Source organism: Agaribacter marinus (assembly GCF_030160655.1).
In the GTDB taxonomy this organism is placed as follows: Bacteria; Pseudomonadota; Gammaproteobacteria; order Enterobacterales; family Alteromonadaceae; genus Glaciecola; species Glaciecola marina.
Map to the genome: position 1 here is coordinate 738445 of NZ_BSOT01000006.1, position 21179 is coordinate 759623.

19 protein-coding genes are annotated in these 21179 nt (G+C 40.1%); 15 read left to right on the forward strand and 4 right to left on the reverse strand.

The window, feature by feature from the left end; genetic code table 11:
- Positions 1-221 precede the first annotated feature (221 nt).
- On the forward strand, positions 222-938 hold the full coding sequence (gene folE, locus QQK00_RS13965; protein ID WP_431307737.1) for a GTP cyclohydrolase I FolE: 717 nt from the start codon (positions 222-224) through the stop codon (positions 936-938).
- A 49-nt stretch (positions 939-987) separates the two neighbouring features.
- The gene (locus QQK00_RS13970; protein ID WP_284218196.1) at positions 988-1176 is read left to right on the forward strand and encodes a DUF1289 domain-containing protein; all 189 of its coding nucleotides are present in this window, start codon (positions 988-990) and stop codon (positions 1174-1176) included.
- 68 nt (positions 1177-1244) lie between these two features.
- On the opposite strand, the gene QQK00_RS13975 is transcribed toward QQK00_RS13970, so the two are convergent.
- Together QQK00_RS13975 and QQK00_RS13980 are read right to left on the reverse strand one after the other, a co-directional pair.
- The gene (locus QQK00_RS13975; protein ID WP_284218197.1) at positions 1245-3347 is read right to left on the reverse strand and encodes an alpha-amylase family glycosyl hydrolase; all 2103 of its coding nucleotides are present in this window, start codon (positions 3345-3347) and stop codon (positions 1245-1247) included.
- Positions 3348-3378: 31 nt separating this feature from the next.
- On the reverse strand, positions 3379-4365 hold the full coding sequence (locus tag QQK00_RS13980) for an aldo/keto reductase (RefSeq protein ID WP_284218198.1): 987 nt from the start codon (positions 4363-4365) through the stop codon (positions 3379-3381).
- 177 nt (positions 4366-4542) lie between these two features.
- On the opposite strand from QQK00_RS13980, the gene QQK00_RS20525 reads away from it, so the two are divergent.
- Positions 4543-4680, forward strand: coding sequence for a lipocalin family protein (locus tag QQK00_RS20525; RefSeq protein ID WP_431307744.1), 138 nt, complete (start codon positions 4543-4545; stop codon positions 4678-4680).
- A 127-nt stretch (positions 4681-4807) separates the two neighbouring features.
- The gene (locus QQK00_RS13985; protein ID WP_284218199.1) at positions 4808-5311 is read left to right on the forward strand and encodes a DinB family protein; all 504 of its coding nucleotides are present in this window, start codon (positions 4808-4810) and stop codon (positions 5309-5311) included.
- A 93-nt stretch (positions 5312-5404) separates the two neighbouring features.
- Here the strand turns inward: QQK00_RS13985 and QQK00_RS13990 are convergent, their stop codons facing one another.
- Positions 5405-7147 carry a bifunctional lysophospholipid acyltransferase family protein/GNAT family N-acetyltransferase gene (locus QQK00_RS13990; RefSeq protein WP_284218200.1) on the reverse strand — a complete coding sequence of 581 codons (1743 nt, stop codon included), beginning with the start codon at positions 7145-7147 and terminating at the stop codon, positions 5405-5407.
- Positions 7148-7299: 152 nt separating this feature from the next.
- The gene (locus QQK00_RS13995; RefSeq protein ID WP_284218201.1) at positions 7300-8433 is read right to left on the reverse strand and encodes an SEL1-like repeat protein; all 1134 of its coding nucleotides are present in this window, start codon (positions 8431-8433) and stop codon (positions 7300-7302) included.
- Between the two features lie 127 nt (positions 8434-8560).
- Between QQK00_RS13995 and pyrC the strand changes: the two genes are divergently transcribed.
- From pyrC to QQK00_RS14050, 11 genes are all read left to right on the forward strand, one after another.
- Positions 8561-9598, forward strand: coding sequence for a dihydroorotase (gene pyrC, locus QQK00_RS14000; RefSeq protein ID WP_284218202.1), 1038 nt, complete (start codon positions 8561-8563; stop codon positions 9596-9598).
- Position 9599: 1 nt separating this feature from the next.
- Positions 9600-10994, forward strand: a complete 1395-nt coding sequence (gene dbpA / locus QQK00_RS14005) for an ATP-dependent RNA helicase DbpA (RefSeq protein ID WP_284218203.1) — start codon at positions 9600-9602, stop codon at positions 10992-10994.
- A gap of 24 nt (positions 10995-11018) precedes the next feature.
- Positions 11019-11816: a sulfotransferase family 2 domain-containing protein gene (locus tag QQK00_RS14010; protein ID WP_284218204.1), complete on the forward strand. Its 798-nt coding sequence runs from the start codon at positions 11019-11021 to the stop codon at positions 11814-11816.
- A 2-nt stretch (positions 11817-11818) separates the two neighbouring features.
- Positions 11819-12022, forward strand: coding sequence for a DUF3565 domain-containing protein (locus QQK00_RS14015; protein ID WP_284218205.1), 204 nt, complete (start codon positions 11819-11821; stop codon positions 12020-12022).
- Positions 12023-12090: 68 nt separating this feature from the next.
- Positions 12091-12543, forward strand: coding sequence for a GNAT family N-acetyltransferase (locus QQK00_RS14020; protein ID WP_284218206.1), 453 nt, complete (start codon positions 12091-12093; stop codon positions 12541-12543).
- 147 nt (positions 12544-12690) lie between these two features.
- Positions 12691-13104 (forward strand): MAPEG family protein, encoded by a 414-nt coding sequence (locus QQK00_RS14025; protein ID WP_284218207.1) that lies wholly within the window; start codon positions 12691-12693, stop codon positions 13102-13104.
- A 63-nt stretch (positions 13105-13167) separates the two neighbouring features.
- Entirely contained in the window at positions 13168-15009 is a 1842-nt protein-coding gene (locus QQK00_RS14030; RefSeq protein WP_284218209.1) for an ABC transporter ATP-binding protein, read from the forward strand.
- Positions 15010-15722: 713 nt separating this feature from the next.
- A complete protein-coding gene (locus tag QQK00_RS14035; RefSeq protein WP_284218210.1) occupies positions 15723-16556 on the forward strand; it encodes a PEP-CTERM/exosortase system-associated acyltransferase in 834 nt (277 codons plus the stop codon).
- Between the two features lie 67 nt (positions 16557-16623).
- A complete protein-coding gene (locus tag QQK00_RS14040; protein ID WP_284218211.1) occupies positions 16624-17475 on the forward strand; it encodes a ThiF family adenylyltransferase in 852 nt (283 codons plus the stop codon).
- Between the two features lie 157 nt (positions 17476-17632).
- A complete protein-coding gene (gene pepA, locus QQK00_RS14045) occupies positions 17633-18445 on the forward strand; it encodes a flocculation-associated PEP-CTERM protein PepA (RefSeq protein ID WP_284218212.1) in 813 nt (270 codons plus the stop codon).
- Positions 18446-18553: 108 nt separating this feature from the next.
- Positions 18554-21160 (forward strand): tetratricopeptide repeat protein, encoded by a 2607-nt coding sequence (locus QQK00_RS14050; RefSeq protein ID WP_284218213.1) that lies wholly within the window; start codon positions 18554-18556, stop codon positions 21158-21160.
- The last annotated feature ends 19 nt before the right edge of the window (positions 21161-21179 follow it).

Here is a 21179-nt window from a genome sequence, read left to right on the forward strand (position 1 = left end):
TGTTGGATCGTATTCATTCGGTGGGTCTATATAGATAAAACCCAATGATAACTATCTCAATATAAAGTTACTTAACTTTATTTTAAAGAGCGCGCAACGCGGAAAACGTGTCAGAGAATAGCAGAGTGCGCGCAGATGGCGAATGTAAATTTTTTCAAATTAATCCAAATTTGCTGAATAACGCGTATATGACACTAATAAGACAATAAACTGGATGTAGGATGTTAGCAAAAACGGCCCTAACAAAAGAAACCATGAGAGTACTAGACGCATCGGTACATGATGCAACCGAGTGCGGTATATCTCCGCAAGCACGGATTGTTCAAGCGGCGCTTGCTAAGGCTGGGCTAGAAACGCCTATGGTTAACAATGGCTTGTCTGATGCGGAAAAACGCCAAAAAATCCAATGCGCGATGAATGATGTGATGGAAGCACTTGGCTTAGATTTAGCCGATGATAGTTTGCAAGATACGCCTAGACGCATCGCGAAAATGTACGTGGATGAAATTTTCAGTGGATTGGACTATCGTAATTTTCCAAAAATAACGCAAATCGAAAATAAAATGTCGATTGAAGAGCCTGTGCATGTCACTGATATCAGTTTAACATCTACATGTGAGCATCATTTCGTGACAATCGATGGTACTGCTAGTGTTGCATATATCCCAAAAGATACCGTGATTGGTTTGAGTAAAATTAACCGCTTGGTGGCATTTTTTGCTCAGCGCCCGCAAGTGCAAGAGCGCTTGACTCAGCAAGTAATGGTAGCGTTACAAGCATTAACTGGCAGCCAAGACGTTGCCGTTAGTATTAATGCCACGCACTATTGTGTTAAGGCACGAGGCATACGTGATACAAATTCTTACACCAAAACGTCATCGCTGGGAGGCGTATTTAAAACAGATAGAGATATGAAGCGCAGTTTTTTTGGTGTTTAGCGTTGTCGCTCTTCAATTGGTTATGTGTTTCTAGGGATAAATATCGCGAATGAACGTTAGTGACAGTATAAACTCTCCTTGCATCAGAAATTGCTGCCTTAATGACGAGAATATCTGCATAGGGTGCTTTCGTTCCTTGCAAGATATCACGCAATGGTCAAACGCGTCAGACGCAGAAAAGATAGAAATTCTGCGCTCAGTTGCGCGGCGGCGTGAGGAGCGAAATAAGCTTTTTTAAGGCGAAAATGCAAAACACGTCACCGACATTGTTATTTTTCAGTACTGTAAATTATATCCTTCCGACACTTACGGCGTTAAAGATATTATTTTTTGGATTTTGATATCATCAAAATTACTCGTAACAACCTCAATTTTATTTAGTTTACTACCGTGTTCTGTCGGCAAAATTAAGCGATAAGGATAGGTTGTATCTTTAGCCAAAAATGTTCTACTGCCAGTTTCGTCGATTGAAAATATCGACAAGTTAATATTGTGTAAGGCTAGGGTATTTTCAAACTCAATTTCGAAGGGTATTACTAACTTGCCATTGTCAATGTAGCTATTGCTGATTTCTATACGTTTAGCAATTGATAATGGCGCCTTCTCAGTTGCGCGGACTAAACTGTATGAGAGAGGAGGTAAGTCAAACATAGCCTTGTTATTTGATACAGTCGCGATTTCGCCACTTAACTGTTCATAGTTGCTAGAATCAACGTCTAAGGTTAGTGATTGACGTGTATTACTCATATTGAATACTGCAATGTATTCTTTTTGTTCGTCTGCGGCAATCCGAGAAAATGCATAGAGGTGTTTATCTGCATCGACATGCCGATTATGATGTTCACCTCGGGATAATGCCGGATGAGCACTTCTTAATTTGGCAAGGTTAACCAGCGTTTTATAGATAGGATGATTTGGATCGAAGTTGCTATCGGCGGTAGTCGCTGACGTGCCAATAAGTGTATTGTCGTTATAAACGTTGACTTGGGAGGGGTCCATGTTCTCACGCGCATCTACATCGCCGCCATCGCCGGTAAATCCTTGTTCGTCACCATAGTATACGACAGGCACCCCACGAGAGAGGTACATAAATGTATGGCTAAGTTTACTGCGTTGAAGTTTTTCCGCGTCAGTGATGTTTGGAAACCCTTGTTCGATAAAGTAACCAACACGCCCGGCATCATGATTGCCCAAAAAGTTCATAAGATCTAGCGGAGTTGAGTCGTGGTCACGGTAAAAGTCATCGCTACTAAACAGCGTACTTAGACGATTAACGTCCATCCCAGAGTAAAGTACATCTTTCACATTAAAATGAAAGCCAAAGTCGAGTACCGAGGGAAGTTTACCTGTTGTAGTAAAGTCTGATAGTACAGCTGGGTTTCCATCATAGACTTCACCAAAAATATGAAACTTCGGGATGCCAATCGATTGTGCATGTTTAACTATGGCAGGCGCAAAAGCTTGCCAAAACTCAATATCTACATGTTTTACTGTGTCTATGCGAAAGCCATCTGGTTTAAATTCGGTGATTAGATCATTAAACACATTTATCATATTTTCTTGGACGGTAGGCAAGCTCGTATTGATATCATCGAGGCCTGCAAAGTCGCCGGTAATTACACTTTCGCCTTGCCAAATGGAGTCTCCTTGGTTGTTATAAATCGCAGGATCATTTAACCAAGCAGGCACTTTTACATTCACTTCTTTTTCGGGCACAAACGGGGTGTATGTATCACCATTTGCAAGCTGTTCATCAGTTTTAAAGGGACAGCCTTTTTGCGCTGCTGCTAAAAATTTGCCGGCTGTATCATGGCATTCTTTAAATTTAATAACGTCTGCAGTATGGTTAGTGATAATGTCAAAAAAGACCTTAATGTTACGTGCATGTGCTTCATCAATGAGTATTTTAAGGTCGTCATTACTGCCAAAGTGAGGGTCGATTTCTGTAAAATCTACGACCCAATACCCATGGTGGCCAAAACCATCCTTTTGCACCGCTTTGTTTCGCAAGATAGGTGTCATCCAAATTGCACTAATGCCTAGATTTTGAATGTAATCAAGTTTCGCTGTTACGCCTGGAATGTCACCGCCATGAAATGCCCATTTCGACGTTTTATCTAAGCCACCATAAGAGATTGGGCGATTAGGGTCACCCATATCGTTTGCAGGGTTAGCATTGTGAAACCTATCAGGCATAACGAAATAGAATATATCGTCTTGAATGTCACGCGCCAGATAATGAGGTAGTGTCTCGCTAACGGGGACTACCAACGCTTCGCTTTTACTTATCTCCGCCGGAACATTTGGGGTTGATGCGCTTTTTTGATGGTCCTCTTTGCTACAACCATTTAACAGTGAGCTTGTTATTAAGGTCATGCCAAGTAAATGCAATGTAGTCGCTTTTAACATTCAATCATCCTATGTAAAAAATTCATATGGTTTACGGTACCTCTTGCCCTCTGCGTGCTTCGAGGAGGTGATACCAATCATCGCGAGACAACAATATTTTGCTCGCTTGCGCAGCTTCCGCTATGCGCTCAGGTTTAGTTGTACCAATAACGGGTTGTATCATTGCGGGATGTCTCATTAGCCAAGCCAAAACGATAGCGCTGGCGCAAGTGTTATAACTTTCGGCTAATTCACCGACGAGTTGTCTTGTTGCGATGACATTCGCAGGGACGTCGTCGTTTATATTTTGTGGGTCAAATAAACCTTGAGCCATTGACGCCCAAGCTTGCAACTGAATGCCTTGAGGCTGACAATATTCGAGTGTTCCTCTAGGAAAACCTATGTCACTGTTGATACTCATGTTTACCGTAATTGCATCTTCTACAAAGTCTGAAGCAAGTAAACTCATTTCTAGTTGGTTGGCAACCATTGGCATACCCACGTTGCTTTGAATATAAGCCATTTGTCCCGCGTGCATGTTGGAGACAGCTAGGTAGTCAAATTTGTCTTGTTCATAATTGCGGTTGAGGGTGTTGCTCAGGCTTTCAATTTCCATCAATGGATCTGGACGATGCAAGAATAGAATATCGAGTTTCTCGATACCCAAACGTTTAAGGATGGCGTCTAGACCTTTCTCCGCCCAAGAAGCAGATAGGTCGTATTGCTTTACTTTTGCGTCGTGAGTCAACTTTATACCGAGTTTGCTCTGAATTATAAGATTGTCGACTAGTGCAGGCACTTTTTTGAGTACGCGACCAACGACTTCTTCAGCTTTGCCAAAAGTATATATATCTGCTAAATCAAGCGTATTAATTCCATGTTCAATACAAGCTTCAAGCAATGCTTGAGTATTTGATTCATCATCTTTGGATATTGGGTTCTTGTTCCAACCTCCACCTAAGTGCATACCACCATAAATTAGCCTAGAGGCATGTGATATGTGCTGATGTATCGGGAGCTTGCCGTTATTTGCTGTCATTACATATTTCCTTTTCAAACTAGTTTACGGCGCGACATAAACCAGTAATTAACATTAGGCTAACAAAATACAGCAGTTTTGTAGCTTTGAATACGTATGCGTAAGGTGGTTCTATAAAATTAAGGCAGATGAACACAGCTAACTTCATGCGATGTAACGGATGTAATATGTGTCTATATAACAGGACAAAATAGAGATTATTTGTGGATTTTTGCGCGTAGCCCTATACTAGGGCAATCTGAGCTGAATAAACTCATTAATGTCGTTGATGGCCTTGGGTTTCCAGTGGAAGAGTTGATTTTTGTCACGCATTGATAAAAAAAACATAAATTTGAAAGAAAATCACAACAGTTTAGGTCTAGCATTACCGTATAATTGTTGTAATGTTACACTAGAGAAACAAATAAGAAGTTGCTCTAAAGCACCGGAAAAAGGGACATTAATGTCAAATAGCTATATACAAATCGTAGAACAAGCAATTGATTTACTGGATGGCTTATCGCTAAAAGAATATCAAAGTGCTATTCAACCTCATTTCCCTAGCAGTATTGGTGCGCATTTGCGTCACGTAATTGATCACTTTTTAGCATTGATGAGTGGATCAACTGAAGGGCATGTAGATTACAATAAGCGTCATCGTCACAATCAGATTGAACAATTCCCTCAGGCCGCGACTGAAATTTTGGAATCTATTATTGATTGGTTATCTGGTTTAGATGACAGCGATAGAGAAAAGACAATTAGCGTTACCAGCGAAATCGATGTGAACGATACTAAGTCAGCAACATGTCACTCTACCATTGAACGTGAGCTAGTGTTTGTAACAAGTCACGCAATACACCACTATGCCCTGATTCGTATCATGTGTGGTATGCAGAACAAAACCATTCCAGAATTTTTTGGGTATGCGCCAGCAACGATTACTCATTTGACTAAAACTGCTTAAATAAACATATGTACTGAGCAATACAAAAAGCCGCGAATAATCGCGGCTTTTTGCTACTTTTACATGAGTTTCAATCCACCAATGGACAGCGTATTACTCTGCTTTGTAAGCTTTATATTCTCTCCACCCCTCACCAGCATAAAGCTTTAACAGTTTGTCTGGTGCGTTTGGGAAATCGACACTCAGCATTAGGCCTGGCGTGTGATTGAAACTCTTATCTATACCTAAAGCATGAAAACGAGCGCCCATTTTTTGATATTGTTTTGCTAAGACTGGAATGTCTTTGCCATCAGTTTCAATGCTTTTCAAAAATGCAGAAAGTTGCTGGGTCCTGTCTTCTTGCCGACAATACTTTTTTAATTCGGGGTGTAAGTCAAATTCAAACTTGTTATGCGGTACAACATCGATGTCAGCGTTTTTATCAATAAGGACTTCTTCAATTAAGCTGACACTTCTTGGGTCATAAAGTTTACTGATAGACACTGTGCCATAAAACGTACGGTACCGTGGATATTTGCATACAAAGGTGCTTAAACCACGCCACAATAAAAACAGGCCATGAAATGAACCTTGGTATTCAGGCACTAGAAATGAACGACCTAATTCGACACAAGGCCCACGTTGATTAATAAAGTTGTCTTTAAAGTTGAACATCTTGTTTAAGTAAAGACCTTCACGCCCATATTTTTCTTGAAGTATATCGGTTTGCCCCATTCGATAAGCACCAATAATTTGTCCATCATTTCGATTGACAATGAACAAATGTGTATAGGTAGCGTCAAAGTTGTCTGTATCTATAGGTTCGCCGCTGCCTTCATTGTGTTCTCGAAAGACCAACTCTCGTAGGCGGGCTATTTCTGTCACTATCATGGGTATTTGAGACTGATACCCATAATAAACATCATAAGACTTAAAACTGACCAAATGTTGTTCATTTGGAAGTGCGTCGATTTCATCTTGAATAGTTTGCCGATTGATGGGGTCAGCCAAAGGCTTGTTTTCGACAATAGCATCTTCTGGCCATTCGTAGTGCCAGCTAGCATCTTGAGCGTAACTCAAGGCTCTGCATAAATCAGCCTTTGCGTCATTGTTGCCTGTTTTTAGCAATTTTTGCGGCACAGGCAGTCCTGCAGCAATTTGTATTTTATTGCCTTGTTTGTTTAGTAGTTCACGGCCCAATAAAAACATACGTAATTTGAAATACACTTTCTCGATACGGTAAAACCAATCAGAGTTTTTACCACTCACAAATACTGGCAAATACGCACTGTCTGCAATACCTGCAAGTTTTCCGACAATTTTGTTCCAATCGTGTTCGACTAAACGGCCGTCCTCATGATCAAAATGAGACACTCTGCCAGCAGGGAAAATCAGTAAACTATTTCCATTCTTGACATGTGCAATACATTGACGTAATGACGGCGCATTTTTCGGGTCATTGGCGGACAGTGGATTTGTGAAAATGAAGAAGTCAGTTAGCTCTGAAAAGATACCCAAGCCCTTGTTAGCAAGCACTTTTATATCGGGGCGCACTTCACCGATTGCCCTAGCTAAAACAACGCCTTCAATACCGCCAAACGGATGATTACTGGCGATTACCACAGGGCCATCTTTAGGTATTCTATTTTGCAGCTCGGCGATACCTTCAAGTTCAAGCGCCAATAATTCAAACAATTTGTCTGAAAAGGCCTCTTTGCTTAAGCCACACATTTTATGTTGGTGATAGAGCGAATTCATTTTAGCTACGCCCATGACCTTATCCATCAACCATACGCCAAATTTGGTAAGTGCAGAAGGGCGCTCGACAAGGTTTAAAATACTTATTTGTTGGTGCATGGATTTAACTTCTTTCCTTCGCTTAAACGCGTTTCAGATATACGAAACCTTTGCAGGTATCAATGTATTTTTCATACGACGACTATACATGACGACTAGATTAGATCTTAAACCTGTACTAAAAATTTTATAACAAAAGTATCTCATTGCACTCAGTCGTTGCTATTGTTTGTCAGCTCTGTGTCTACGAGTTCAGGCGCCTCAATACGTCGGTTGAGTGTTCTTAGTAACGCACTTTCAATCGATAACTTAATTTTCTTAAAGAATGCATCGTACTCTTTGACTAGTGATTCCGTAACTGTCCGTTCCTCGTTTTTATAGGCACTTAAGCGCTCTTTGTACTCAGCGACTAATGCACTGTTTTCAGGTGCTTCTACAATCTTTAATAATAAGGCAAGTGCATTTTCCTGCGTCGTAATAGCCTCATTGTATTCACCGTTTGCTGCATACGCTGCTGCCAATGTATCGATGTATATGTGGTTGTTGGAATACTTTTTATTTTGGGTAACTTTTTCAGCTAACTCGACCGCTTTTTCTGGCATCAGTAAGGGGTTTTGGTCTAGCGTGGCAAGATACCATGCGACATTATTTGTTGTTACGGGAAAGCGTAAGTCGGCGTGCTTAAGTAATACAGATGTCGCCTTTTTATAATCTTGTTCGACACCAAATCCATTACTATATATTGCCGCTAAATCGAAAGCACTAAATAGATCGGGTGCTTGTTCGTATGCGCGTTGAAACAACCAAATAGCGCGGGATGTTTTTGCTAGGGTATTTTGTTCAAGTTTATATAACGCTCCTAAGTACGCGGATGCAGGCCCATAATTTACATTCGCCAGCCGCTTGATTCCTTTTTCGCCAAAGGTTTTGTCTTTTTTAGATTCGCCTAAAGAGAGCAACATTATGTAGCGGAGCAGTTCGGCACGCCTATCCGATTTACCGATTATCGATACCCACTTATACGCTTCATTCCAATTTTGAAAATCCCCTTGCCGCGTATAAGTCCACGCTATTTTCATTTGTGCTCGCGGCCAACCGTCTTCCGCAGCCGCTAAACAGGTAGAGAATGCTTCTGTTTCTTCGGCTGTTGTTATCTCGTTACATGCCAATAGCCGCGCATCCCATGGTTCTGACGCGGTCTTAATTACAGGTTCATTCTTTTGACCCAAGGGCCATTGAAAATAAAGACTAATGCCGAATACCAAACAAAAAATTCCAAAGACAGTGAGCCATGTTTTTTGGCGATTCATATTTTTGGAAGGGATGGGGTTATGTGATTCTGACATGCTTACCTTAAAAATTTGCGCAGTATCTCTATTTTTAAGCAATATCCAAATAAATCAAGCTGTTTTAATGAGATCTTTTTACTGATAAGGCATAATAACGCTATTCCAAGTACCTCAGAATTTACATATGACTGATCAACTAACGATTCAAATGCCCGATGATTGGCATTTGCACTTTCGCGACGGTGACTTACTAAAAGAAACTGTGCCGGCAACTGCTAGGTGTTTTAAGCGCGCAATTGTCATGCCTAACTTAGTGCCGCCTGTTACGACAACAGCGTTAGCGCTTGCTTATAAGTCACGCATTGAGGCGGCTATTCCTGAAAATAGTCACTTTGAACCGCTGATGACCCTATATTTAACCAATGCCACAACTCCGGAAGAAATTGTTAAGGCGAAGTCTGCTGGTATTGTTGCCAGCAAGTTGTACCCAGCTGGTGCGACAACAAACTCTGACGCAGCAGTAAAGGGGATTAAGTCGCTCTATCCAGTATTCGAAAAAATGCAAGACGTCGGTATGTTGCTGCTAATTCACGGTGAAGTAACAGACGCTGATATTGATATTTTTGACCGCGAAAAAGCATTCATTGATGCATATTTAAAAGACATTGTTGCTGACTTTCCCGCACTTAAAGTGGTATTCGAGCATATTACAACAAAAGATGCTGTCGACTTTGTGAATGCCGCCAGTGATAACGTAGCGGCAACTATTACACCTCAGCATTTGTTATTGAATCGAAATGATTTGTTGGTGGGAGGTGTTAAGCCGCACAACTATTGTTTACCTGTGTTAAAACGCAATATTCATCAAAAAGCCTTGAGAGATGCGGTGGCTTCTGGCGCTAAAAAGTTTTTTTTAGGCACTGACAGTGCGCCTCATGAAAAACATAACAAAGAATCAGCGTGTGGTTGCGCAGGATGTTATAGCGCTTGGAGCGCGATAGAATTGTATGCGAAAGTGTTTGATGATTTAGGCGCGTTGGACAAGCTAGAAGGTTTTGCGAGTCACTATGGTCCTGACTTTTATGGCCTCCCCCGTAATAAGGGTACAATTACATTGTGTAAAGACGCCTGGAAAGTACCGTCTTTAGTAACATTGGCAAATGGTGATGAAATAGTCCCGTTTTTCGCGGGCGAAACCCTTACTTGGAAGTACACTTCATAATATGCAATTTACTCAACTTCCCGTTGCAAATGAAATTCTTCAAGCCATTTCTACCTTAGGTTTCGAAGAAACAACAAAGACTCAAGCCTTAGCCTTACCTGATGTTTTAAGTGGAAAAGACGTCGCCGTAGAGGCCAAGACAGGTAGCGGTAAAACCTTGGCATTTGCCTTAGGAATATTGCAAAAGCGGATTACACAGCCTGTAGATGCTAATCCAAGTGCGCTTGTACTTTGCCCCACAAGAGAGCTAGCAGAGCAAGTGGCAGAGCAGATACGGCTACTTGCAAAGCAAATCCCCAATTATAAAGTGCTTACACTTTTTGGTGGTGTTGCGATGGGTCCGCAGCTTGCGTCTTTAAAGCATGCGCCTGATTTGGTCGTAGGTACGCCCGGGCGCATTATCGACATTATGGGAAAAAAGGCACTTTCATTGGCGGGAGTGAATACCTTGGTGTTGGATGAGGCTGATCGCATGCTCGATATGGGGTTTGCCGAACAGATGGATTGGCTATTGAGGCAAATTAGCCAAAACAGCAACAAACCACAGACGCTTTTATTTTCTGCAACGTTTGGTGGAAAGATTCAAACCCTTTCAAAGCAGTTTCAGCACAATGCTAGTGTCATCAAAATTGAAGAAGCTAAAACACCAAGTAAAATTGAACAGCAGGCATGGCAGCTATTGCCTGACAAAAAAGATTATGCGGTAGCAGCGCTGTTAACTGAACATCAGCCCAAATCCGCGATGGTATTTTGTAATACAAAGGTTGACGTAAAGCAACTTGCTGATAGTTTGCGTGAAATGAGTTTTGATGTTGTTGAGTTGCATGGAGATCTCGAACAAGAGAGCCGAAACAATGCAATTCGAATGTTTTCTAGTGATTGCGCAAATGTACTTATTGCGAGTGATGTAGCTGCAAGGGGATTAGACATTCCTTCTGTCGACTTGGTCATTAATGCCGACGTTAGCCCTGATGTTGATACGCACATACACCGTATTGGTCGAACTGGCCGGGCAGGTGCTAGTGGTCTAGCCCTTACGCTGATTGAAGCGCATCAAATCCCGCATTTAGAAAAAATTGGTGCTTTTCTCGAACAAAAAATACCCGTTAAGCAAATGCAAGCGTTGCGGTTTCATGCAAACAGGATTGTTGAGGCAAAATTTAACGGTATTGAAATTAATGCCGGTAAGAAGGCTAAAATAAACAAAGGCGATATCCTTGGTGCGTTGACAAAACAAGCAGACATTGACGGCGACGATATTGGGAAAATTCAAGTGGCCGCGCAGCGCTCATTTATTGCAATAAAATCTCGCAGTGTAAAACGCGCTCTTAACTTATTCAGAGAACAAAAAGTAAAAGGCAAGCGAGTAAAAGCAAGAAAAGTGCAAACCATTTAATAAAATTTTTTTTAGGCAATTTTAATGATTAGATATTTTCGATATAGCAGTGCTAACAATAACCCATTGGCAAGCAACCCAAGGCATAAACTAGCTAATAATCACGCACTGAATATTTATTTGGCTGATGCAATATATTCGTTCATCCCAAAAAATGCATGTAGCACCATGAGAACAAGTCTGGCGCTTGCCAATGGGTGTATACAAGATCCTAAAGAGTTTAACTGGATACATAAGAATAACTTCACTTTTTCTGCGGGCATATCACAACTGTTAAAAGCGAAATACACGTTTACGATTCTTCGTTGTCCTTTTTCAAGGTTGGCTAGTGCTTACTTGGATAAGATTGTAAATCGTGACAGTGTGGCTTGGGGTTATTACGAGTTACGTGAACGAAAAGTTGAATTAGAAGATGTTTCTTTTGCGTCATTTGTCAAAAGTATGACCGTGCCTAGAGTTAAAAATGGTAATCCACATTGGCGGCCGCAAGTCGATTTTTTGGTATACAAAGAATATGACGATTATTTTGCAATGGAAAATTTTTCATACGTAGTTAAAACGCTTAAAGAAAAAATTGATTTAGATGTGATTGATGCACGAAAATTAACAAATCATGGTGTTGATGGACTTGAATTAATTGATGGCGAAGATTTTTCAAACGCAAAGCCGATTGAATTCTTGAAAATGAAAGCTGAAGGGAACTACCCATCCGCGAGATCCTTGTATTCACCTGAGTTGATAAAGTCAGTGAGGGCTACATTTAAAGCGGATTTCGACTTGTATAAAAGCTTATTTGGTACCGACAATTTACTATTTAAATAAGAATGAAGCAGGCAATTGTAGGGTATCATCTCGATGACCAAAATCATTGGGTAGCCGAGCTCAAGTGCAGGCACAACCAGCATGTTCGGCACGATCCGCCTTGGTCTACTCGTTTATGGGTAACCACAGAAATTGGGCGTCAAGAGAAACTAGGATTTAAGCTTTTTTGTAAAAAATGTGACCGCGACGAGCCAAGTGACTTTTAGATAGGTATAAACTTACTAATTAAATTGAAACTACCGCGGTCAACATATGTTGAATACAAAGGATATTTATGGAATTAGTTCAAGCAACTATCGATGATTTGGATGTAACTGCGGGATTGTTCGATGCTTATAGGCAATTCTATGGTCAAAGTAGTAACATAGAAGCCACGAAGGTCTTTATAGCAGAACGTTTATCTACAGGTGACTCCATGATAATCCTTGCTGTAGATGATGACAATGATGCACTTGGATTTACGCAGTTGTATCCATCATTTTCGTCCGTTGCTATGCAGCGGATATGGATCTTAAACGATTTATATGTCTCCAAGCATGCGCGAAAATCGGGTGTTGGCTCTGCGCTTTTAGAGGCTGCGAAACTTTATGCCGAACAGACCGGTGCATGCCGACTTGTATTGTCAACAGCTATCGATAATAAAGTCGCGCGCTCACTTTATGAAACAAAAGGCTATAAGCGAGTTGTAGAATTCGACAACTACTCTCTTGATATCGTATCGATTTAAGCTTTTTTGTAATGCCGATGCTGGCGTGCCATTGAGGTTTTTAATTGCCTTAGCTATAAAATGGCGGTCATACTCAACGAGAGCGATAAGCTCTAGTCTCTGTGTATGACCTCCTCTTAAGTCGAATTAAACTCGGAAGGACATAAAATGAATGCAACAATATTGGTGCTAGCCGGCTACATTCTCTGGATAATGCTACTGCTTGTAATTTTGGCAACAGTTCGTACTGCATTTAGCAATAAGAGAACAGATAAATCTCTGAAGTTCGATCCTAATGGCGCAGATTTAGCTGGTTTGGGTCAACGAATAACCCGTGCACACATGAATACCGTTGAATCATTTCCTTTCATTGGTGGCGTATTATTGTTAGCGATTGCGACAGATTCCACGGTTATCACTAACAGTCTTGCATTTGTGCTTCTTGCCGCGCGCATAATACAAAGTTGTATTCATATTAGTTCGGTAGACAATCGAGCGATAACATTACGTTTTATTTTCTTTATGATTCAGCTAGCAATTTGTTGCTTTTGGCTGGTTCGTATCATTCAGAAGTTCGTTTAACAAATATTAACGGAATCTCAGTAGGCTATTGGCTTGTTTTAACCGATTATTTTGAGTGTATAAATGTTTTCTTTTTTTGAACGACTTACAAAACCCTTTCCTTCTGAAGCGCCTGAACAGCCACCAAAATCATTATTTGCATTTTTAGTGTATTTTTCAAAAGGCATGTTACCTGTTCTTATTTCGGTCTCATTGCTGAGTGCGCTGGTTGCAGTGCTAGAAGTATCGTTGTTTGGATTCATGGGGCAAATGGTTGACTGGTTTGCTGAGCGAGATCCCAGTACTTTTATAGAAGAAGAAAAGTCGGCGCTAATAGGCATGGGGCTATTGGTGCTATTGATTTTGCCCGGTATGGTAATACTCGAATCGCTTATTACTCATCAGTCTATAATGGGCAATTTTCCAATGCGAATTCGGTGGCTAGCGCATCGCTATTTGTTAGGCCAGAGTTTATCTTTTTATCAGGATGAGTTTGCGGGTAGAGTGGCGACAAAGGTTATGCAGACTGCGTTATCTGTGCGTGAAACAGTAACAAAGATTCTAAATCTTGCGGTATACGTTATTGTCTATTTTGTATCTGTCGTTGCGTTAGTGTTTTCAACTGATTGGCGTTTAGCGATACCGTTGGTCATATGGTTGGTGATTTACGTCATTATTTTAAAAGTGATGTTACCTAAACTAAAGAATGTCTCTCAAAAGCAAGCAGACGCTCGTTCCGTTATGACGGGTAGGATTGTCGACAGCTATACGAATATTATGACGGTGAAATTGTTTTCACATCACAAACGTGAAGAAGAGTATGCGAAAGACGGCATGAATCAATTTCTTCAATCGGTGTATCCTCAAATGCGTTTAGTCACGGTATTGCAAGGGTGTGTCTGGTTTAGCAATTCCTTGCTTGTGTTTAGTATATCCGCACTAGCAATTTATCTGTGGATCAACGGAACAGTGTCTCCTGGCGATATTGCTATCGCTGTAAGCTTGAGTTTGCGTTTGAACGGAATGTCTCAATGGATAATGTGGGAAGTATCGTCTTTATTCGAGAATATAGGTACTGTGCAAGATGGTATTGATACATTAGCAATTCCTACTGCCATTCAAGATAAACCGTCAGCAAAAGTACTGAAAATAAAGGGCGGAGAACTCGTTTTTGATAACGTGAATTTTGCTTATAAAACTCAGCCGAACAGTGCAATACCTGTATTTTCTGATTTAACGCTAAGTATTAAGGCGGGAGAAAAAGTTGGATTAGTTGGTCGTTCCGGTGCAGGAAAGTCCACCTTAGTAAATTTACTCTTACGATTTTACGATGTAGACAGCGGTGCCATTACTATCGACAAACAAATAATCACTGATGTTAAACAAGAAAGTCTGCGTGGTAATATTAGCATGGTGACTCAAGATACATCGTTAATGCACCGCTCTGTGAGGGACAACATAATTTATGGAAGAGCGGATGCATCAGACGAAGAGATGATCGCGGCGGCTAAAAGTGCCGAAGCACATGAATTTATACAAACGCTTTCTGATGCACACGGTAGAACAGGTTATGACGCGCATGTTGGAGAACGAGGTGTTAAATTGTCCGGAGGGCAAAGACAGCGTATTGCCATTGCTCGTGTGATGCTTAAAGATGCACCTATTTTGCTACTTGACGAGGCGACGTCTGCTTTAGACTCTGAAGTTGAGGCCGCTATTCAAGAAGGCCTCACGAACGTCATGCGAAATAAAACTGTCTTAGCTATTGCTCATAGGCTTTCTACTATTGCACAGATGGATAGATTGCTGGTGTTAGAGCATGGCCGTATTGTCGAATCAGGCAGTCATAACGAATTACTCGCAAAAGATGGGATTTATGCGAAGCTTTGGGCACATCAAACAGGCGGCTTTATTGGACTAGAATAAATATTAACAAAGTGTAAGTTTGCTCGTGGTATATTTCTCTAATAGTCATGAATCTAGACGATTAGTGAGTGCTAAAGAAAGACATTCCACTACATAGCAGTCACACAGGTGCTGTTACCCTTCTTCTGATAAGGTGCATTCGCGGCGTGTTTTTTTATTTAGCCGACACACACGACATTTGCAACCGATTCGCCTCTTAAACAAATATTAGAATGAATATGCCATGATAGTACTTTCGTGCAAGTGACGAGATGCTGCAATTTATTCTCAACAAGCCCTAATAGTTTTAATATACCAATTGCCTCTTCCCTCTTTTATTGTTACGCCAAAGCAAAGAAATCAATAATGGTATTGTAAAAAATACCTATTTGTTTGTCTAAAGTCGCTTAAATCTTCAAAAGAGAGGCGATAATTCACTTCTGCTTGTACGCTTTTGCTTACAGGTATCAGACATAAGTTAAATTGATTTAATGTAAAAAAAATCGATACGGGCGCAATAAAACTAAAAAATTCACTTTACATATCTAATGGTCACATTAGTATAGGTTGGACATGGGATTTATAAATGTTGCAAAAAAGCGACAGCGTCGCAAAAAGATAACAAATCCAAGCCCAAATTCCGTTCTGTGTCCAAATTAATACCTAACCATGTTGAGTTTCACGACTTGATGCGATTTCACTCGTAAATAAATTGTGAAAGAAGGAGAGCAGAAATGATATCATTAGCACCACCGAGACTTAATGTATTCAAAAATATTATGGTTTTGCGAAAGATGTCTAACGCTATCGATGGCGTTAAAAAGGCTTATGGCGCTTACAAAAAGTTACAAGAAGCGAATAGAATCAGCCAGCACTTTTCTAACTTTTTTGAACCTGTAGTTGCGTCAACTCAGGAAGAGTTAAGTGGCGTTCAAAAAATCCGACATGATGTCTTTTGCCAAGAATTAAAGTTATTTGAAGCCACTGGGGATAATGTAGAGGTAGACTTTTTTGATGCATATTCTAGCCAATGCTTAATTAAGCATACGCGCACAGGCACATTTGGCGGCAGTGTTCGTATTATCAATCCGAGGAACGACGATGATATTCTCCCAATAGAAAAAGTCGCGAGTGAATACATTACTAAAACTGAGTATTTACCTTCCAACTTTGATAGGCATGAAGTCTGTGAAATATCTCGTATTGCTATACCTAAAGAGTTTCGTCGGCGTCGCGCTGACCAATTTAAGGGGGCAGCCCAGGCGGCTATCAATACTGATACCTATTCTGAAGAAGAGCTACGTTGTTTCCCATTAATCGCTGTAGGACTTTATATTTCTGCGGCAGCGCTAGCAGTTAAGCAAGGTAAAAAGCATGCCTATTTCATGGTTGAACCTCGATTAGCAAAAAGCATGCGCTACATTGGTATCAAGTTAATAAAGATTGGTGGAGAATTTAACTATGTAGGGCGGCGTGCTCCATATTACGTAAATTATGAGCTATTCTGCAGAGACTTGTCGCCATCGTTCAAATATATGATGGATCAATTTTTGAAAAAAATGGGCTAATGGTCTAAAGGCTTCAGTTTTATCTACGTTAACCTAAAGTAAGTAAAGCTATTGCTTAGGATTAATTATGTTCGACTATGATAATGCTTTTTCTCGTAATGTAGGTTGGATAACCGAAAAAGAAAAAGAAATCATTAAAAATACAAAAATTGCTATTGCAGGATTAGGTGGTGCCGGTGGGGAACATGCCATTACTCTTGCTAGAATGGGCTTTCAACATTTCCATTTTTCGGATTTCGATGAATTTGAAGTACATAATTTTAATCGTCAGGCAGGTGCCTATATAGATACGGCCGGTCGGCCTAAATGTACTGTAATGGCAGAAATGGTTAAAAAGATTAATCCGAATGCGTCTGTTAAAGAATTTCCCACAGGTATTAATAAAGAGAATGTTGACGAGTTTTTTGATGGTATTGATATTTATGTCGATGGCATCGACTTTTTTGCCCTTGAGGCACGCTTAACTGTATATCAAGCCGCGCAAGATAAAAAAATCCCCAATTTATTAGCGGCGCCTTTCGGAATGGGCGCTGCACTAATGATATTCACACCTAATAGCATGGGTTATGAAGAATACTATCGTTTCAACGACGGTAAGAATGATGAAGAAAAATTTATTAAACTACTCATCGGTTTAGGTCCTGCACTATTGCAGCGACCCTACCTCGTTGACGAATCGACAGCTGACTTTAAAGCTAAGAAGGGGCCTTCAACCCCAATGGCGATAAAATTATGTTCGGGTATGCTGGTTACCAATGTACTTAAGTTAGTATTGGGCCGAGGTGAGGTCATTGCTGCCCCTAGAGTTCAGCAATTCGATGCTTACAGAAACAAATATGTCATTTCTTGGTGTCCTTTTGGTACCCGTGGCCCAATTCAAAGATTGAAATTCAACATTGCTAAAGCAAAAGTGTTGTAATTGAGCAATAATTTAGTGTCTAATTTTTTTACAGTTAATCATTTTAATAAAAGAAGAAAATAATATATCCTTTACAAATCAATGGTTTGAAATTGTGGCATCGTGCTTGCTAACTGAAGCCTGAATGCTAAATTGAATCGATAAATAAGGATTGATTATGAATAAATTACTTAAACAAGTAGCAGCAGGTGCAATGATTTCTGCGTTTGCAGTTAGCGCAAATGCAGGTGGACTTCCATTTACTGTAGATACAACGACTGATACATCTCCTGGTGTTTCTGGTGCACTTTCTACTTTTATTGCTGATGAAATCAACGGTACTTATGTTGAAGGTATCAATGTTAAATCTGCAACAGAGTTCAGCGCATCTATCGTTTTAGATTTCACTGGTTTCAGTGGGATTCCAGATTTCATATCTGGTTTAAACATCGACTATGATATGTACGCTGTCATCGACGTTGTAGGCTCTATCACGCCAGCTGGCGGTCTTTTCGAACTTGCTGACTTTACAGGCGACATCAGTGTTTATGCAGATTGGGATAATGACTCTAACTTAGATGCTGTTGGTCCATTTAACCCAGCTGGTGTTACATTTGGTTTCGACGTAGCTGGTAACGTCGAGTCTATCATTGACCAAGGTACTGCTGACGTGCTTCTAGCGACTACTACAGACCTTGCTGGTGGAACAAACGTTGGTGTTTCATCTTCTTTTGCTTTGTTCAGTGATACTTTAGCATTAACACCTGCTGGTGAAGACGTATTTGTTGCTCCTCGTCCGTTCTACAACATGTTGTTCTCTGACGGTAACATCAGTGACTTATTCACTGAAGTTGATTTCGGAATGGTTACTACGTCTATCCAAGAGTTTACAGCACAAGCTGACATCATCTTTGTTCCAGAACCTTCTGCAGCTGCTCTATTAGGTTTAGGCCTATTCAGCCTAGGTTTCTCTAGACGTCTTAAGAAGTAATATTTACTTTTTAAACATATCTTAAAAAAAACAGTGGCTTGCCACTGTTTTTTTTTGCCTGCATGTGTTCGAATGTCTATAAGTGTGACTTAAACATTGGAACGTAACATGCCGTGGCAAAATATATTTAGTCTATCATTACCTCAAATTAGCATCATTCGGCTTATCTCAATAGTATTGGCAATTGTATACATTGCAGGTTGTGCTAAAGAGCATACTGAAGAAAGTTTAACCTCTGAAGTAGAAACATTACTCGAAGAAAAAAAATACTCTCAAGCTGAGCTGATCATCAAGAGCTTTCTAGTTAATAACACTGAATCTGCATTGTCTCGTGCTTTGTTAATGGAAGCGCTTGTCGAACAAGGGGACTATAACAATGGTGTTTTACAGTGGGATAAGATTGGAAATACATCGATAGATCGCCAAGCGTCATATGACCGTTTATTAGAAGCATATTATTTTTTGGCACAAGATCAGTTAGCCATTAGCTTCTACGAAACTATTCATGATGCAAACACTTTTTCGAAGTCCGATTTTCTAATTGCGCTAATTAGTATGAGACAAAATGATATCAGTAGTGCAAAAAAAATTATTGAAGATAAAATCAGTGCTGATAACGGCACTTCTATAGCGCAATTTTTAGTTCATTCCGTTGAATTAGCGCAAGGCGGTGACAAAGAAAAGTTTAGCGCTTTTATCAAATCAATTGATAAAAGTAACGCATTGTATGATTGGCCAGTATTTCAGTCTGTAGCCGCCAATTTTTTCTACAATGATTTAGTGTTTGACGATGCTGAAGTGTATTTTGATAGTTATCTTCAGCACAGAAAAAAGCATTTTGAAGTGTATTTAACGTTTATAGATTCGTTGATTCGCCAAAATAGTATCGGAAAAGCAGAACAATACATTGATTACGTATTACAAATTAGTGCATCACAACCGATTGCTAACCAACAAAAAGCGCACGTTTTACTTACTCAAAATAGAGTTCAAGAAGCCAAACCTTTTATTGAAAGGGCAATTTCAAATGGCTACGGCACACGAGATAACTACCTAGCAGCAGGCTTGATTAATTTCAACTTAAAGAACTATGAGCAGACCATTGGACATCTTGAGCGAGCGCTTCAGGACCTTAGCGGCTATTCCGAATATCAACGTATTTTGGACTATGCTAAGGCTAGAGCATCAGGCGCCGAAGCGACTTCCATTGTTGATAATTTACCCGAAATTGAGGACTACAGTGATTTAAATAGAATTTTAGCGGTGCTTAAGGGGTTTGAGGATAGTGGAAACGACCTTGGCGCTAATCAAATCGTTAACCACATTGCTAAGACGAAAACATCCAATGTTCGCTTAGGGTTAGAAACATATCTGCGAGATGGTATTTCTAATGAGTCAGAGCTTGGTAATGTTATTCTTCTCGCTAAGGATGCGATCAATAAAAATGAAGGTAGGCAAGGTTTAACGCTTGATAAGGCAAAAATAATTTACATTAGTCATTTACTGACTGAAAAAAAGCTGACTGAAGCCACTGCCATGGCTAAGGATTGGGTGGAAAAATACAATTTCGCCATGGTTGATGTTCTATTGTACGTCGATACCTTAATTGCAAATCAACAACATGAAGACGCTTTATATACTTTGCTTGAAGCTAAAAAGGTACGGGACTTGGCTGTTTATCATAGTCGAGAAGCTAGTGTTTATGTACAACTAGAACAAAATGAAAAAGCGATAAGCTCAGTAAAAAATGCCTTGTCGTTGTCACCATATTCGTCAGAGTATTTGCGTCAGTATCTCTTATTGTCGGTATCATTCGATGAGCAGGATGACGAATTTATTACGAATTTACTTTCAGACTACAAATCTAATCAGATTTCAGCGATTCAATTATCACTTTATTACACCTTAGTTGGTAATTTAGAGCGCTCAATTAGTGTACTTAAAGAGGTTAATTTTGAAGAATCAAACCAAGAACCCTTTGAATCTTACAGTGTAGTCTTAGCGCAGCGGTATCAGGTCGCCGGTGATATTGAAAATATGAAAGCGGTTTTGGAGCGATTCCAGAAAACACCATTAACAGATATTCGCTTAGCTGATGATATTGGCTATTTATTGAGTAAAACGGATAGTAAAAATGAGGCAATACGGTTTTATTCTTTACTGGCTGATACTTATCCTGCCAATACTACATTCACGTTAGCACTTGCCAATTTGCATATTGAAAATAAAGACAATAATTCTGCACTCAAAGTGTTGTCTTCGATGGAAGATAAAAATTCGTCTAGGTATCTTCAATTGTCTGGTATTGCGAATCGAAATAAGGGGGAGTTAGGAGCAGCTCGTACATTATTTTCTCGCGCATTTAAAAACCATAAAGACGAAACTAGTATGCTGTTGCTCGCTGAACATCTCTATTTAATTGGGGAAATAGGTAATGCGAATAAACTCATAAGTGATTATCTGTTAGTCAATCCAGAGAGTACTCAGGCTAGATTTTTACTTGCATCAAAATCAACGCCTGAAGGCGCTATCAATATTTATGAAGAAGTCTTAGGCAAAGAGCCAAACAATGTCTTTGCGTTGACAAATCTAGCGTGGCTGGAGCACGAAAGCGGTAACACACCAAAAGCTAAACCAATAATTGAAAAAGCAATAGCGCTAGCACCGGAAAATGAAGGTGTCAAGAATACTTACAATAGTATATTTTCAAAATAATTAGTCTTTAATTGCTTGT